Raw genomic sequence first — 16024 nt, 5'->3', positions numbered from 1 at the left:
CGGGGCGGGGGGGCCGCGCCCCCCCCCCGGGGCGCGCCCCCCCCCCCGGACCACCGCGCACGATCGGAACCCGCATGCCCCGCACCACCCGCACCACCCGCCTGGCCGGCGCGGCCGCCGTCGCCCTGGCCGCCGCCCTCACGCTGACCGCCTGCGGGTCCTCCGGCGGCGGCTCGACCGCCGCCAAGGTGACGCAGCAGAAGGACGCGACGCCGTACGAGGGCACCAAGCTCGCCAAGAACTTCGAGAAGCCGGACCTGACGCTGACCGACACCTCCGGCCAGCCCTTCGACCTGCGCCAGCGCACCAGCGGCAAGAGCCTGCTGCTGTTCTTCGGCTACACCAGCTGCCCGGACGTCTGCCCGACCACCATGGGCGACATCGGCGTCGCCATGAAGGGCCTCTCCCCCGAGGAGCGGCAGAAGATCGACGTCGTGTTCGTCTCCACCGACCCGCAGCGCGACACGCCCAAGGTGCTGCGCACCTGGCTCGACTCGATGGGCAGCGACTTCATAGGCCTCACCGGCGACCTGGAGAAGGTCAAGACCGCCGCCAGGTCGCTCGGCATCATGATCGAGGACCCGGTGGTCAACGCCGACGGCACCGTGACCTCCACCCACGGCGCGCAGGTGCTGGCCTTCCTCCCCTCGGACGACAAGGCGCACGTGCTGTACATGAGCGGCACCGAGGTGAAGACCTACCAGCACGACCTGCCGCTGCTCGCCAAGGGGGTCGCGGCATGACGATGCTCGGCTTCCGCCGGACCGCGCTCACCGGCGCGGTGCTGGCGACGGCCCTGGGCGGCGGCGCCTTCCTGGCCGCCTGCGGGGCGGGCGGCCAGGACGGTGCCGCCGGCGGGGCGGCCAGGCTGAGCGTCGCCGACTCCTACATCCCGCTGCCCCCGGCGGGCGGGATGGCGGCCGGCTACCTGACCGTGCGCAACGACGGCGGCGAGGACCAGCTGGTCAAGGTGACCAGCCCGGGCGCCGGATCGGTCACCATGCACCAGTCGACGGCGTCGACCATGGAGCAGGTCGACCGCCTGGACGTGCCCGCGCACGGGGCGCTGCAGTTCACCCGGGGCGGCACCCATCTCATGATCATGGGTTGGCAGAAGGCCCCGGCCCTCGGGGACGAGCTGGAGCTCGACCTGACCTTCGCCAAATCCGGCACCATCTCCGTCAAGGTGCCGGTCAAGGAGCTCACCTACCGTCCCGGCCAGAGTTAGGGTCCGCCAGCATGGAGAAGGCCTCGCACCGCCGGATCGCAGCCCCGCGCACCGCCCCCCGCCGCATCGCCGGCCTGCTCGGCCTGCTCGGCGCGCTGTTCGCGCTGATGCTCGCCGGCGCCGTCCCGGCCTCCGCGCACGCCACCCTGGAGTCCACCGACCCGCACCAGAACTCGGTGCTCGCCACCGCCCCGCAGGCGGTCACGCTGACCTTCAGCGAGGGCGTGTCGCTCTCCGGCGACTCGGTCCGGGTGCTCGACCCGGCCGGCAAGGCGGTCGACACCGGCAACCCGGGGCACGCCGACGGCAGGACCGACACGGCCAGGGTCGGGCTCAACCCCGGCCTCGCCAACGGCACGTACACGGTGGCCTGGCGGGCCGTCTCGGAGGACTCCCACCCCGTCGGCGGCGCGTTCACCTTCTCCATCGGCGCGCCCTCGGACACCTCGGTGTCCGCCACCGCGCTCCAGGGCGCCAAGGCGGACGGCGTGGTCGCCGCGCTGTACGGCACCGGGCGCACCGTCGCGTACGTCGCGTTCGCACTGCTCGCCGGCGCCGCCGCGTTCACGCTGATCTGCTGGCCCGCCGGGGTGGCCCGGCGCTCGGTGCAGCGGCTGCTGATGACCGGCTGGGTGGCACTGCTGGTGTCCACCGTCGCGGTGCTGATGCTGCGCGGGCCCTACGAGCGCGGCTCGGGGATCGGGCAGGCCCTCGACCTGTCGCTGGTGCGCACCACGCTGGACGAGCGGATCGGCACCGCGCTGGCCGCCCGGCTGCTGCTGCTCGCGGCGAGCGGGGTGTTCCTGTCGCTGCTGGTCGGCCAGTTGGGGCAGCCGGGGCCGGAGGGCGAGGACGAGCACGGCGACGGAGGCGACGACTCGAGCGCCGAGGCCCCCGGGGCCGCCGAGAACGCCGAGGCCGCCGAACTGCGCGAGCTGGAGCGGCGCGCCGCCCGGCGCCCGCAGCGCGAGGCCCGGATCGGGCTCGGCGTCGGCGGGCTGGTGCTGGCGGTCGCCCTCGCGGCGACCTGGGTCGGCGCGGACCACGCCTCGGTGGGCATCCAGGTCTGGCTGGCGCTGCCGCTCGGCCTGCTGCACCTGATCGCGATGGCGTTCTGGCTGGGCGGCCTCGCCTCGCTGCTGGTCGCGCTGCGCGAGGGCGTCGGCGCGGAGGTCGTCGACCGCTTCTCCAAGATCGCGTTCGGCTCGGTCGCGGTGCTCGTCGTCACCGGCGTCTACCAGTCCTGGCGCGGCCTCGGCAGCTGGGGCGCACTGACCGGCACCGAGTACGGGCGGCTGCTGCTGGTGAAGACCGGCTGCGTGGTCGCGATGCTCGGCGTCGCCTGGATCTCCCGCTCCTGGCTGGCCCGGCTGCGCTCGGCCCCGGCCGAGGCCGCCGAGGTCGAACCGGCCGAACTGCCGGAGCCGGTGGCCGTCGCGGCGCACTCCGAGGACCCGGTCCGCCGGGCCCAGCTGGAGCGCCAGCGGGCCGCCGTGGCGAGCGCCGGCCGGGCGCGCGGCCTGACCCCGACCCGGGCCGGGCTGCGCCGCTCGGTGCTGGTCGAGGCGGCGGTCGCGGTGGCCGTGCTGGTGGTCACCACGATGCTGACCAACTCCCCGCCCGGGCGGGTCGCGGGCGAGGTCGGGGCCGGGGGCGCCGCGGCGCCGGCGGCCGGCGGGGCCGCTCCCGCGCAGACCCAGCCGGGCCGCACCGTGGAGCTCAAGCTCCCGTACGACACCAAGGGCCGCACCCCGAACGCCAAGGGCACTGCGACGGTGACCGTCAACCCGGCGGGGACCGGCTCCAACGAGGTGAAGCTCGCGCTGGACGGCGCCGACGGCAAGCCGGTGGACGTCCCCGAGGTGCAGCTCGCCTTCACCCTGCCGGACCGCGACCTCGGCCCGCTGCCCGTGCCGCTGACCCCCGAGGGCACCGGCCGCTGGAGCGGCACCGCGCAGCTGCCGCTGGCCGGGGAGTGGGTGGTGTCGGTGCAGATCCGCTCCTCCGACATCGACCAGACCACCCCGACGAAGTCCCTGAAGATCGGCTGAGCATGACCGACAGCACCACCGGCAGCACCACCGGCAGCGCCACCGCGCGGACCGGCTTCACCCGGCGCGCCCTGCTCGGCACCGCCGGCGCGGGGCTGGTCGTCGGCGACGGCGCCGGGGTCGCCGGGGCGGTGGCCCTGGAGCCCCCGGCCGCCGGCGGCGGGCCGGGCGGCGGCCCGGCGCTCGGCGCGGCCCGGGTCCCGTTCTTCGGCGAGCACCAGGCCGGCATCCTCGAACCGCAGCAGGCCCGGGTCCAGCTCGCCGCCTTCGACCTGGCCGACGGCGCCGGGCGGGACGGGCTGCGCGGCCTGCTCCGGCGCTGGTCGCGCACGGCGGCCCGGCTGACCGCCGGGGAGCCGGCCGAGGAGTTCGAGAACCAGGTCGCGCTGGACGCCGGCCCCTGCTCGCTGACGCTCACCTTCGGCTTCGGGGCCGCCCTGTTCGACAAGGCCGGGCTGGCCGACCGCCGACCGGCCGCCCTCGAACCGCTGCCCGCCTTCCCCGGCGACGCGCTCGACCCGGCGCGCGGCGACGGCGACCTGTTCGTCCAGATCGGCGCCGACGACGCCCTCGTGGCCGTGCACGCCCTGCGGGTGCTCCAGCGCCAGGCGGCCGGGACGGCCTCGCTGCGCTGGCAGTGCGGCGGCTTCGCCCGCACCCCGGGCGCCACCCCGCACCCGATGACCGGCCGCAACCTGATGGGCCAGATCGACGGCAGCAACAATCCGAAGCCCGCCGACGACGGCTTCGCCGCCAAGGTGTTCGCCGCCGCCGGGGGCGACCAGCCGGCCTGGACGGCCGGCGGCTCCTACCTGGTGTTCCGGCGGATCCGGATGCTGCTCGACCACTGGGAGGCGCTGCCGGTGGACCGCCAGGAGCGGGTGATCGGGCGGCGCAAGTCGGACGGCGCGCCGCTCGGCACGCCCGCCGGGGCCGGGGAGCACGCCGCGGTGGACCTGTCCGCCCAGGACGGGGACGGCGCCCTGGCGATCCCCTCCGACGCGCACATCCGGGTCGCCGCACCGGCCTCCAACGGCGGCGCGGCCATGCTGCGGCGCGGATTCTCGTACCACGACGGCCTGTTGGCGGACGGTTCGCCGGACGCCGGACTGCTCTTCCTCGCCTTCCAGGCCGACCCGCGCAAGGGCTTCACCCCGGTGCAGCGCAAGCTGTCCCGCGGCGACGGCCTCTCCCGCTTCCTGCGGCACGAGGCGAGCGGCCTGTACGTCGTGCCGCCCGGCGCCCCGCAGGGCGGGTACGTGGGGCAGCAGCTGCTGGACGCCTGAACCCAGCGCCCGCCGCCGGCGCCGGGCGGCGCGACCGCCGAACTGCTGGACGGCGGCGGCGGATCCCGCCCATCGGAACGCTTTCCTGGGCGGGGAACGGAGTGGCTATGGTGGCTACTTCGACCTGACGAGACGGAGACGGCATGTCGGCCACCCGCTACACCTACCTCGGCCCGGCGGGCACCTTCACCGAGGCGGCCCTGCGCACCCTGCCCGAGGCGGCGACCCGGGAGCTGGTGCCGCTGGCCTCGGTGCCGCTGGTGCTGGACGCGGTGCGCGGCGGCGAGGCCTCCGGCGCCTTCGTGCCGATCGAGAACTCCGTCGAGGGCGCCGTCACCGCGACCAGCGACGAACTCGCCTCCGGCACACCGCTCATGATCTACCGTGAGGTGCTGCTGCCGATCTCCTTCGCGCTGCTGGTGCGCCCCGGCACGGAGCTGTCGGAGGTCAAGACCGTCACCAGCCACCCGGTGGCCCAGCCGCAGGTGCGGCGCTGGATGGCGGCCAACCTGCCGGACGCGCGGTGGGAGGCGGCCGCGTCCAACGCGGACGGCGCCCGGCTGGTGGCCGAGGGCCGCTACGACGGCGCGTTCGCGGGCGAGTTCGCGGCGCCGATCTACGGGCTGGACCCGCTGGTCAAGGAGATCGCCGACGCGCAGAACGCGACCACCCGGTTCGTCCTGGTCGGCAAGCCGGGGCGGGTCTCGTCGCCGACCGGGGCGGACAAGACCTCGATGGTGGCCTGGCTGCCGGACGACCACCCCGGTGCGCTGCTGGAGCTGCTCCAGGAGTTCGCGGTGCGCGGGATCAACCTGATGCGGATCGAGTCCCGGCCGACCGGCGAGGGGCTGGGCAGCTACTGCTTCCTCATCGACTGCGAGGGCCACCTGTCCGAGCGGCGGGTGGGCGAGGCGCTGATGGGCCTCAAGCGGATCTGCCCGCAGGTGCGTTTCCTCGGCTCCTATCCCCGCGCCGACCGGCAGGAGTCCTCGCACCGGCGGCCCGGGACCTCGGACGAGGATTTCGCGGCGGCGGCCGACTGGCTCTCGCGCGCCCTCGACGGCCGCGGCGACATCTGAGCGCCACCCTTTGTCTTTCTGACCTTTTCCGACCGTTTTCGCCCGGACCCTCCGGGCGGGGCGGGTGACCGCACCCGTCGTCCACAGGCGCGTCCGGACCCGGAACCCGCTGTCCACAGGGCCACCCGCTATCCACAGCCGAAAGTTATCCACAGGCCTGGGGATGAGTCGACAAACCGGTATAGCCACTGCGCAGAACGGTCAGATCATCGGTTTGCTTCGCAGAGTTGACTAATCGGACCAGAGTCACCCGCCTGCCAGCAAATCACCCGTTCCAGTGCTTCAATTCCCTCGCCCGAGAAGGTCGAATGAGGTTTGAAACCTCAATTCCTTGGTTCGACCGCCCGGAGGGCTGCGTTCCACAAGGATCCACAGCCTCGGCCCCACGCCTGTGGATAACTCACGTCCGGCGGGTTCCCCACAGGAGTTATCCACAGGCGGCGGTGAGTTATCCCCAGGGGAAAACCGGTACCGGTGGACGAGCCCCCGCCCGGTAGGCTTGGGCGCGTGATTGACCTTCGCCTGCTCCGTGAGGACCCTGACCGAGTGCGCGCCTCGCAGCGCGTCCGTGGCGAGGACGTCGACCTGGTCGACGCCCTCCTCTCCGCCGACGAGCGGCGCCGGTCCTCGGGCACCCGTTTCGACGAACTGCGCAGCGAGCAGCGACTGCTGGGCAAGCAGGTCGCCCAGGCCAAGGGCGACGAGAAGGCCGCCCTGCTGCAGCGCACCAAGGACCTGGCCGCCGAGGTCAAGGCCGCGGACGCCGAACAGGGCGCCGCCAAGGAGGAGGCCGACCGCCTGCTCCGCTCGCTGGCGAACCTCATCGACCCGGCCGCCCCGGTCGGCGGCGAGGAGGACTTCGTCACCCTGGAGGAGATCGGCACCCCGCGCGACTTCGCCGCCGAGGGCTTCGAGCCCCGCGACCACGTCGAGCTCGGCCAGATCCTGGGCGCGATCGACACCGAGCGCGGCGCCAAGGTCGCCGGTGCCCGCTCGTACTACCTGACCGGCGTCGGCGCGCTGCTGGAGCTCGCCCTGGTCAACATGGCCTTCGCGCAGGCGACCGCGGCCGGCTTCATCCCGATGATCACCCCGACCCTGGTCCGCCCGGCCGCCATGGACGGCACCGGCTTCCTGGGCCAGGCCGCCGAGAACGTGTACCACCTCAAGGAGGAGGACCGTTACCTCGTCGGCACCAGCGAGGTCCCGCTCGCGGCGTACCACATGGACGAGATCATCGAGGCCGAGAAGCTGCCGCTGCGCTACGCCGGCTACTCGTCCTGCTTCCGCCGCGAGGCCGGCACCTACGGCAAGGACACCCGCGGCATCATCCGCGTCCACCAGTTCGAGAAGGTGGAGATGTTCGTCTACACCACTCCCGAGGACGCCGAGAACGAGCACCGCCGCCTGCTCCAGTGGGAGAAGGACTTCCTCAACGCGCTGGAGCTGCCCTACCGGGTGATCGACGTCGCCTCCGGCGACCTCGGCGCCTCGGCGGCCCGCAAGTTCGACATCGAGGCCTGGATCCCCACCCAGGGCAAGTACCGCGAGGTCACCTCGACCTCCAACACCACCGAGTACCAGTCCCGCCGACTGGCCATCCGGATGCGCGAGGAGGGCAAGACCCGCCCGCTCGCCACCCTGAACGGCACGCTGGTCGCCGTCCCGCGCACCATCGTGGCGATCCTGGAGAACCACCAGCAGGCCGACGGCTCGGTGGTCGTGCCGGAGGCGCTGCGGCCGTTCCTCGGTGGGCGCACCGTCCTCGAACCGGTCGCCAAGTAGCCCGCACCACCAGCAACTCCCGGGAGACGCACGGCCCATGAGCACCACCAGCCCCAGCCCCGTCTCCCTCGGCGACGACGCCCCGCGCGGTGGCGGCCTGCCCTTCCGGCTGGTCGCCACCGACCTCGACGGCACCCTGCTGACCGGCGAGGAGACCGTCTCCGCGCGCACCCGCGCCGCCCTGGCCACGGCCACCGGCGCGGGCGCGCTGCACATCGTCGTCACCGGCCGCTCCGCCGTCTGGGCCCGGCCGGTGTTCGACGAGATCGGCTACACCGGGATAGCGGTCTGCGGCCAGGGCGCCCAGGTCTACGACGCCGGCGCGCACAAGCTGCTCACCTCGCTCACCCTGGACCGCCGGCTCGCCGCGCTCGCCATCACCAAGATCGAGGCCGAGACCGGCCCGCTGGCGGTGGCCGCCAACCAGGACGGGCTGGACGGCCAGGTCCTCGCCGGGCCCGGCTACGAGCTGCTGATCGGCTCCGACCTGCCGGTGGTCCGGGTCGAGCGGGACGAACTGCTCACCACCCCGATCAGCAAGCTCTACATCCAGCACCCCGGCCTGACCGACGACGCCCTCGCCGAGGCCGCCCGCCGCGTCGCCGGGGACCTGGTCGGCGTCGTCATGGCCGGCGCCGGCGTGGTCGAGCTGCTGCCGCTCGGCCTGTCCAAGGCCACCGGGCTGGCCGTCGCCGCCCGCCGCCTCGGGGTGCGCGCCGCCGACACCATCGCCTTCGGCGACATGCCCAACGACGTGCCGATGTTCGGCTGGGCCGCGCACGGCGTCGCGATGGCCAACGCCCACGAGGAGCTCCTGGCCGTGGCCGACGAGGTCACCGCGAGCAACGACGAGGACGGCGTGGCCGTCGTCCTGGAGCGCCTCTACCCGGCCCGCTGAGCGGCCGGGGCCTTCCCCGTCCCGGACCCGTCGCCGAACCTTCACCCCCAGTTGTAGGATGACCGGGCAAGCGGTTGTAGGATGACCGACGACCGATGGTGAAGAGCAGCGGAGGGAGCACCGGCATGACCAGCGACGGCAACAGCCTGCAGGCGGCCGGACGGCGCTCCCTCGTGGACACCGCCATCGACCAGCTGCGCGAGCAACTCGCGGGCGGCGCCTGGCCGGTGGGTTCGAAGATCCCCACCGAGCACGAGCTCGCCGAGCGGCTGCAGGTCGGCCGCAACACCGTCCGGGAGGCGATCCGGGTGCTGGTGCACGCCGGCATGCTGGTCTCCCGGCAGGGCGAGGGCACCTTCGTCCGCAGCACCAGCGACCCGGCGGCCGTCCTGCGCGGTGTCCAGCGCTCGGGCATCCGGGACGTCCTGGAGGTCCGCGCGGCGCTGGAGACCGAGGGCGCGCGCCTGGCGGCCCTGCGGCACACCCCCGAGGACATCGCCCGGATGCGGGCCGCGCTGGCCCGCGAGGCCGAGGTGATCGCGGCGAGCCCGGAGCGGACCGGCCGCGAGGCCACCGTCGAGCACGACCTGGAGTTCCACACCGCCGTCGTCGAGGCCGCGCACAACCCCGCGCTGGCCGAGGTCTACCGCTACTTCGGCGCCTCGGTGCGCGAGTCGATGCGGACGGCCTTCGGCGACCACGACATGCCCGAGGTGGTCGTCGCCACCCACGCGGCCCTGGTGGACGCGATCGAGAGCGGCGACCCGGACCGCGCCGAGGCGGCGTGTCGGGCGCTGCTCGCCGAGCCGATCGCGGCCGTCGAGCAGCTCATCGCGGCCATCGCGGCCCGGAAGTAAGGCCGGGGGCAGGGCCCACGCGCCCTTCCGCCGTCCGCACCGTCTCTCACCCCCGAAAGAACAGCACCCCCATGGCCGTCACCCGTGCCCAGCAGCCGGTTGTCACCTCCTCCGCCCCGCTCCCCGTCCGGTCCCGGCTGGCCCACCCGGCCCTGCTGCTGACCGGCATCCTGCTGGTCGCGCTGAACATGCGCGCCTGCCTCGCGGCGATCTCCCCGATGGTCGGCGAGATCCAGCGCACCTTCGGGCTGTCCACGACCGCGAGCGGCCTGATCACCACCGTGCCGGTGCTGTTCCAGGGCGTCGGCGCGCCGCTCACCCCCCGGCTGACCCGGCGCTTCGGCACCGAGCGCGTCGTGCTCGGCGCGGTGCTGGTGCTCGGCGCGGGCGTGCTGCTGCGGGTGCTGCCCTCGGTGGTGGCGCTGTACGCGGGCTGCGTGGTCATCGGCGTGGCGATCGCGGTGCTGAACGTCTCCATGCCGGGCCTGGTCAAGCGGGAGTTCCCGGAGCGGGCGGCGGCGATGACCGGCGTCTACTCGACCACGATGCTGGTCGGCGCGACCCTCGCGGCCGGGCTCTCGGTGCCGCTGGAGCACGCGCTGGGCGGCGGCTGGGAGGCCTCGCTGGGCGCCTGGTCGGTGCTCGCGCTGGTGGCGGCCGTGGCCTGGCTGCCGCAGGTGCTGCGCTCGCGCGACGAGCGGGCGGCGGCCGGCGCGGCCCCGGCCGCCGGACGGGCCGGCGCGAGCAAGCCGATCGAGGGCATCTGGCGGTCCGGACTGGCCTGGCAGATCAGCCTGTTCATGGGCATCTCGTCGCTGCTGGTCTACACCCTGGTGGCGTGGATGCCGACCATCCTGGCCGAGCACGGGATGGACCGCGGCCAGGCCGGCCTGGTCTTCGCCTTCTCCAACCTGCTGCAGGTGGTCGGCGCCTTCCTGGTGCCGCTGATCGCCGGCCGGATGACCAGCCAGCGCGCCCTCGCGGTGGCCATGGCCGGGCTGAACGGCCTCGGCATCGCCGTGCTGCTGGTCGCGCCGGTGTCGGGTGCCTGGGTCGCGGCGGCGATCCTCGGCGTCGCGCAGGGCGGTTCGCTCGGCCTCGGCTTGGCGTTCATCGTGCTGCGCACCGGCAGCGCGGCCGGCGCCGCCCAGCTCGGCGGCATGTCCCAGGCGATCGGCTACCTCGTCGCGGCGGCCGGTCCGGTCGGCGCGGGTGCGCTGCACCAGCTGACCGGCGGGTGGAGCGCGACGCTCGCACTGATGCTCGTCCTGGTCGCCGTGGTCGGCGCGGCCGGCTGGGGCGCGGGCCGCAACCGGACGCTCTGACCACCCGTTCGGACGTACGGGCCGGCCCCCGGCCGGCTCAGTCCTCGCCGGCCAGGGTCAGCCCGGCCAGCCGCACCGCGGCCAGCACGGTCGCGGCGACGGTGACCACCAGCAGCAGCGGCACGGCCACCCCGAAGGAGACGTCCGCGCCGATCGCGGTGTCCCCCGCCACCGTCTCGGCGACCGACCGGGCCCACTGCTGGACGCTCAGCGTGCGGGCGCCCGCCACGAAGTTGCCGACCAGCGACTCCCACACCAGCGCGTAGCCGAGACCGGCCACCACCGCGTGCCGGGTGACGACGCCGAGCAGCAGGAAGATCGCGCTGTACGCGGCCCCCGCGACCAGCGCCGCGACGGTGTAGCCGAGCGTGACGCCGTCCTTCGTGCCGTACAGCATCAAGCCCGCGAGCATGGTCGGGACGGCGGCGAACACCCACGTGGTGCCGATCGCGACGAACAGCTTGGTGGTGACGATCTCCCAGCGCGGCAGCGGCTTGGCGAGCAGGTAGACGATCGAGCCGTCGTCGATCTCGGTGGCGATCACGCCGGTGCCGACGACCAGCCCGAGGATCGGCACCAGGGTGCCGAGGCCGAGCTGGCCGAGGATCTTGACGGTCAGGTCGTGCCCGTCCCCGCTGGACCCGCTCGCGAGCGCCGAGACGAGCAGCAGCAGGGCGGGGACCACCAGCAGCAGGGCGCCGCGGCGGCGGCCCAGCAGGCCGCGCAGCGTCAGCCTGGCGACGGTCGGATTCATGGTCGGCCTTTCCCGATGGCGTGCTGAGGTCAGGCGGAGACGAGGTAGGAGAACACGCTCTCCAGCGACTCGTCCGCCGGGGCGACGGTGTACAGGGTGATGCCGGCCTGCCGGGCGACCCGGGGCAGCAGCATCGTGAAGCCCTGGAAGTTCACCGCCTGGATCCGCAGGGCCCGTTCGCGCTCGTCCACCTCGATGCCGGCGGTGGAGCCGTCGGCGATCAGGGCGGCGGCCAGCCGGCGGTCGTCGCTGGAGCGGACCAGGTAGCGGTGCGGGCGGTCGGTCATCAGGCGGCGGATCCGGCGGAAGTCGCCCGAGGCAGCGTGCCGGCCGGCCACCACGACCTCGATGTGCCGGGCGAGCTGCTCGACCTCCTCCAGGATGTGCGAGGAGAACAGGACGGTCCGGCCGTCCGCGCCGAACCGGCGCAGCAGGTCCATCAGCTGGAGCCGCTGGCGCGGGTCCATGCCGTTGAACGGCTCGTCGAGCAGCAGCACGGCCGGGTCGTGGACGAGCGCGGAGGCCATCTTGACCCGCTGCTTCATGCCCTTGGAGTAGGTGCCGGTCCTGCGGTCCTGGGCGTACTCCATCTCGACCAGGCCGAGGGCGCGGCGGGCGGCGGCGCCCGGATCGGGCAGGCCGTGCAGCTCTGCGTTGGCCAGTACGAACTCCCAGCCGGTCAGGTAGTCGTACATCGACTCCCGCTCGGGGACCAGCCCGATCTTCCGGTACACCTCCTGGTTGCGCCAGATCGGCGAGCCGTCCAGGGTGACCGTGCCGGTGGAGGGCGCGAGGAAGCCGCTCATCATGTGGATGAGGGTGGACTTGCCCGCGCCGTTCGGGCCGAGCAGGCCGGTGATCCCCGGGCCGATGGCCATGCTGATGTCGTTGACGGCGACCACGTTGCCGAACCAGCGCGAGACCTTGTCGATGGTGATGGTGGCCATTGCGTGCCCCTCCTGGGCTCTGCGGTCGTCGGACGCCGCGGGTGGATCAGACGCTGCGGTAGCGGCGCAGCAGCAGCCCGTACGCCCCGGCCGCCATCCCGGCGGCGACGACGAGGAACACGGCGGCGCCGAGCGCCCCGGGAGCGTGCATCCGGCCGACCGAGCCGCCGACGTCGAAGAGCTGGTTGGTCAGGCTCTCCACCAGGTCGTTCGGCGACAGCAGCGCGGCCCACTGGGCGGAGTCCGGGACGGTGACCTCGAAGCCGGTGCCGATCCGGGTCAGGATCGCCACGACCACCGAGCTGACCGCGAGGTAGCCCATGATCCCGGCCACCCCGAAGCCGCGGCGCGGGGTGGCGGCGGCGATCACCAGCGCGACCGAGGTCGGCACGAGCGCGTACAGCACGGCGGCCACCAGGCCGATCAGGAAGTGCTCGGTGTTGTGCGCGAAGTCCAGCCGGCCCAGCAGCGCGCCGACGTAGAGCACCACCAGGGGTGCCGCCATCAGCAGGAACTGGGCGCAGAACATCGCCGCGAACTTGGCCCGCACGTAGTCGCCGCGGGTGATCGGGCGGGAGAAGTACAGCGGGACGGTGTGGTACCTGAGGTCCCGGGAGAGGAGCACCGGCGTCTGCGAGGCCAGGAAGATCGAGACGATCAGGCCGAAGGCCGACAGGTAGCGCGGGTAGTCCAGCGGCAGCTGCGCGGCGTTGGTGAACAGCGCGATCGCGACCATGATGACGGCGGGCACGGTGAGCACGCCGAGCACCAGCATCGGCAGCACCTTGGACTTGCCGGAGCGCCCGAGGCCGTACGCGGCGCGCAGGCTCTGGGTGAACAGCGAGCGGGTCGCGTAGGCCCGGCCGAGGCGGGGGCCGGCGTAGCCGCGGTAGCCGATGTCGTGGATGACGCCGGCGTCGGCGGGCCTGCTCTCAGGAGGCATCGTCCGGACCTCCCTTGGACTCGTCCGTGAAGAGTTCGGCGACCCGGTGCCGGCGCTGTTCCAGCCGGACCAGGCCGAGGCCGAGGTCCGCGACGGTGTCGCGGATGGTGTCGTAGGTGTCGTCGCCGGCCAGCCGGACGAGGAGCACGTGCGAGCCGTCCGGGGTGGCGGACAGGCCCGCGGCGGTGAGGCGTTCGAGGACGGCGGCGCCGGGGTCGCGCACCAGGTCATCCGGGTGGTCGGTGACTTCTAGCGCGAGGAGGGCCGTCGCCTCGGTGAAGGAGGCCGTGGAGGAGGAGCGCAGCAGCTTGCCACCGTCGATGACGACCAGGTGGTCGCAGGTGCGCTCCAGCTCGCCGAGCAGGTGGGTGGTGACCAGCACCGAGATGCCGAAGTCCCGGTGGACGCGGCGGATCAGTGCCAGCATCTCGTCCCGGCCGGCCGGGTCGAGGCCGTTGGTCGGCTCGTCCAGCAGCACCAGCTTCGGGTCGTGCACGAGAGCCTGGGCCAGCTTGACCCGCTGCTTCATGCCGGTCGAGTAGCCGCCCATCGGGCGGTAGCGCTCCTCGTACAGGCCGACGTGGCGGAGGGTGTCCGCGGTGCGCTCGCGGGCCGCGGCGGCGGGCAGTCCGGCCATCCGGGCCATGTGCACCACGAACTCGGTGGCCGACACGTCGGGCGGCAGGCAGTCGTGCTCCGGCATGTAGCCGACGCGCTCGCGGATCTCCGGGCCCTGGGTGGCGATGTCCAGGCCGAGGACCCGGCCGGTGCCGGAGGTCGCCGGGGCGAGCCCGAGCAGGATCTTGATGAGGGTGGACTTGCCCGCCCCGTTGGCGCCGACCAGGCCGACGACCCCCGGGTGCACCTCGACGGTGAGCCGGTCGAGCGCCGTTACCCGGGGGAACCTCTTGGAGAGGTCGTCCGTCTTGATGACAGGAGTGGACACGCCCCCAACGTAACGGGCCCGCGCCGCAAGGACCATGAGCTGGAATGACGAACCGCGGATGATGCTGCGGTATGACGCCGGCGGGCTCTCCCCTAGGGGTCGGACGGAAGCGGCCGGGCCGACCGGTCGTGACGCGGTCGGCCCGGCGCTCGTATGACGTTCCGTCAGTTGAGCAGGTCGGACTGCAGGGTGGCCACCTGGCGGAACGGCGCGACCGGCACGCCCTTCGGGTTGGTCATCGTGATGACGGCGAGGACGTCGCTCGCCCCGAGGTACGCCACGCGGGCCGTCGGGTCGCCCTTGGCGCCCTGCACCGAAGACTCCTTGACCGCGAGGTCGACGTTCGGGAGGGCGTCCCAGCCGTCGTGCGAGCCGGCCTTCGCCCCGGGCAGGGCCTTCGGCAGGCTGTTCGCGCGCAGGGCCGAGAAGACCTCCCCGCCCTCGAAGGAGGAGCCGAAGCGCAGCAGCCGGATCTGGGTGCGGGTGCCGTCGGAGGCCGTCCACTCCCGGACGGCGGCCGCGCGGCACGCGTTCTGCAGCAGCAGGGCGCGCAGGTCGTCCGGGTTCTGCTGCTCGTCGAGGACGGCGTCGCAGGGGGCCCAGTCGGCGGTGGCCGCGCCGGCCTTGGCGGAGGCCGCCGGGCTCGCCGGGCCGGACGGGGATCCGCTCGCGGACGGGCTCGCGGACGCGGTGGCGGACGGGCTCGCCGAGCCGGACGCCGAGGGTGTCGCGGTCGGGCTCGGGAAGACGACCGGCCCGAGCGGACCGCCGGCCTCCTTGGGCGCGGGCAGCACGAGGTTGCGGAGGTCCGCGCGGTGCGACTCCTTGCGCACCGACGGGCCCTTCGCCGGGGGCTGCGGCGGCAACGCGAGCGCGGGGAAGGTGTAGCGGCCGTCGCTCTTGGTCGCCAGGCCCGGGATGTCCGTGCGCTCGGGAACGGTCAGGGCCATCGCCGTCCCGGTGCCGGCGAGCGCGCACACCAGGGTGGCGGCGGCCCAGCGCACCACCGCCTTGCGCCGGCGGGTCCGGCGGGCGAGGCGGGCCTCGCGCTCCTCGGGCGTCTCGGGCGCGGCCGGCGGGGGCGGCACCAGCTCCACCTCGGAGAGCGCCGGGCCGGCCGGCGCCGCGGGCTCGGGCGGGGCGGTCGGCACGGGCGCCGGCGGAGCGGTCGGCGCGGGCGGGGGGACGGGGGTGCCCGCGGGGTCCTGCGGGGTGACGTGGTCGGTCATACGGACGCTCCCGGGCGGGCGAGGCGGTCGAGCTGCGCGGTGAAGAGGGCGACGATCTTGTCCTTGGGCAGCGGCGCCACGCCCTCGACGTTCATGACCACGAGGAGGTCGCCCTCGGCGGCCGAGCACTCCAGGTAGTCGAGCGGGGCGGACGGCGGCGCCGGCATCAGGTAGCAGTGCGCCTCCGGGTGGCCGGGGATCTCCGGGCCGAGCCGGAACAGGCCGGTGTCGCTGAAGACCGCCGTGTACTCGTTGAGCTTCTGCACCTCCTGCTGGTTGAACTGGCGCAGCTTCAGGCCGGCCACCAGGTCGTCGCCCTGGGCCCGGTACGTCCGCACACCGGTGGCCTTGACGTGCAGGCCCTCCCAGTAGGCGCGGAGCTTGTCCCGCTTGTCCTTGGGGATCTGCTGGAGCTCCTCGTCCAGTTCGGCGCTGAGCCGCTCGGCGCCGATCTCGTCGTCGTTGCCGTAGCCGCCCTCGTCCGGGCCGAGTTCGAAACCGGCCGGGACGGGCAGCAGCAGGTCGCGCAGCGAACCGAAGTGGTTGCCGTTGGACCTGGCGCCGAACGGCGTCGCGGTCGCGGTCGGGGGGGGGGCGGGGGGCGGGGCGGCGGCGCCCGGGGGGGGGGGGGGGGGGGGCGGGCTGTTGTTGGCCGTTGCCCATTCCCCCCCCACCCCCCCCCCCGCGGCCGTGGCG

At 74.0% G+C, this 16024-nt stretch carries 15 protein-coding genes; 9 read left to right on the top strand and 6 right to left on the bottom strand.

Annotated features, from left to right (window positions below; genetic code table 11):
* Positions 1-74: 74 nt before the first annotated feature.
* The 9 genes from ACFV4F_RS18895 (at position 75) to ACFV4F_RS18855 (ending at position 10509) form a co-directional block, all read left to right on the top strand.
* A complete protein-coding gene (locus ACFV4F_RS18895) occupies positions 75-743 on the top strand; it encodes an SCO family protein (protein ID WP_380498804.1) in 669 nt (222 codons plus the stop codon).
* Positions 740-1228, top strand: a complete 489-nt coding sequence (locus ACFV4F_RS18890) for a copper chaperone PCu(A)C (protein ID WP_380440752.1) — start codon at positions 740-742, stop codon at positions 1226-1228. The genes ACFV4F_RS18895 and ACFV4F_RS18890 overlap by 4 nt, the downstream gene beginning before the upstream one ends.
* Before the next feature lie 11 nt (positions 1229-1239).
* On the top strand, positions 1240-3279 hold the full coding sequence (locus ACFV4F_RS18885) for a FixH family protein (RefSeq protein WP_380503790.1): 2040 nt from the start codon (positions 1240-1242) through the stop codon (positions 3277-3279).
* 2 nt (positions 3280-3281) lie between these two features.
* Positions 3282-4565 (top strand): iron uptake transporter deferrochelatase/peroxidase subunit, encoded by a 1284-nt coding sequence (gene efeB / locus ACFV4F_RS18880; protein ID WP_380503788.1) that lies wholly within the window; start codon positions 3282-3284, stop codon positions 4563-4565.
* A gap of 143 nt (positions 4566-4708) precedes the next feature.
* Entirely contained in the window at positions 4709-5644 is a 936-nt protein-coding gene (gene pheA, locus ACFV4F_RS18875) for a prephenate dehydratase (RefSeq protein WP_380439588.1), read from the top strand.
* A 507-nt stretch (positions 5645-6151) separates the two neighbouring features.
* On the top strand, positions 6152-7429 hold the full coding sequence (gene serS, locus ACFV4F_RS18870) for a serine--tRNA ligase (RefSeq protein WP_359968686.1): 1278 nt from the start codon (positions 6152-6154) through the stop codon (positions 7427-7429).
* Positions 7430-7466: 37 nt separating this feature from the next.
* Entirely contained in the window at positions 7467-8327 is an 861-nt protein-coding gene (locus tag ACFV4F_RS18865) for an HAD family hydrolase (RefSeq protein ID WP_380439590.1), read from the top strand.
* A 125-nt stretch (positions 8328-8452) separates the two neighbouring features.
* Positions 8453-9184, top strand: coding sequence for a FadR/GntR family transcriptional regulator (locus tag ACFV4F_RS18860; RefSeq protein WP_380439592.1), 732 nt, complete (start codon positions 8453-8455; stop codon positions 9182-9184).
* A 71-nt stretch (positions 9185-9255) separates the two neighbouring features.
* Positions 9256-10509, top strand: coding sequence for a CynX/NimT family MFS transporter (locus tag ACFV4F_RS18855; protein ID WP_380439594.1), 1254 nt, complete (start codon positions 9256-9258; stop codon positions 10507-10509).
* Between the two features lie 37 nt (positions 10510-10546).
* Here ACFV4F_RS18855 and ACFV4F_RS18850 read toward each other — a convergent pair whose 3' ends face one another.
* The 6 genes from ACFV4F_RS18850 to ACFV4F_RS18825 all read right to left on the bottom strand — a co-directional run.
* Positions 10547-11263: an ABC transporter permease gene (locus ACFV4F_RS18850; protein ID WP_380503785.1), complete on the bottom strand. Its 717-nt coding sequence runs from the start codon at positions 11261-11263 to the stop codon at positions 10547-10549.
* Between the two features lie 29 nt (positions 11264-11292).
* Complete coding sequence (locus ACFV4F_RS18845) at positions 11293-12210, bottom strand: ABC transporter ATP-binding protein (RefSeq protein ID WP_380503782.1); 918 nt, start codon at positions 12208-12210, stop codon at positions 11293-11295.
* Positions 12211-12256: 46 nt separating this feature from the next.
* Positions 12257-13153 carry an ABC transporter permease gene (locus ACFV4F_RS18840; protein WP_380439600.1) on the bottom strand — a complete coding sequence of 299 codons (897 nt, stop codon included), beginning with the start codon at positions 13151-13153 and terminating at the stop codon, positions 12257-12259.
* Entirely contained in the window at positions 13143-14099 is a 957-nt protein-coding gene (locus ACFV4F_RS18835) for an ABC transporter ATP-binding protein (RefSeq protein WP_380439602.1), read from the bottom strand. Before ACFV4F_RS18835 ends, ACFV4F_RS18840 begins: the two co-directional genes overlap by 11 nt.
* 164 nt (positions 14100-14263) lie before the next feature.
* A complete protein-coding gene (locus ACFV4F_RS18830; protein WP_380503779.1) occupies positions 14264-15328 on the bottom strand; it encodes a hypothetical protein in 1065 nt (354 codons plus the stop codon).
* On the bottom strand, positions 15325-16024 hold a 700-nt coding region (locus tag ACFV4F_RS18825), incomplete at its 5' end, for a hypothetical protein (protein ID WP_380503776.1). The genes ACFV4F_RS18825 and ACFV4F_RS18830, both read right to left, overlap by 4 nt.

This window comes from Kitasatospora sp. NPDC059722 (assembly GCF_042733235.1).
In the GTDB taxonomy this organism is placed as follows: domain Bacteria; phylum Actinomycetota; class Actinomycetes; order Streptomycetales; family Streptomycetaceae; genus Kitasatospora.
Note: the sequence above shows the minus strand (reverse complement) of the source record. Positions and strands in the feature narration are given on the sequence as shown.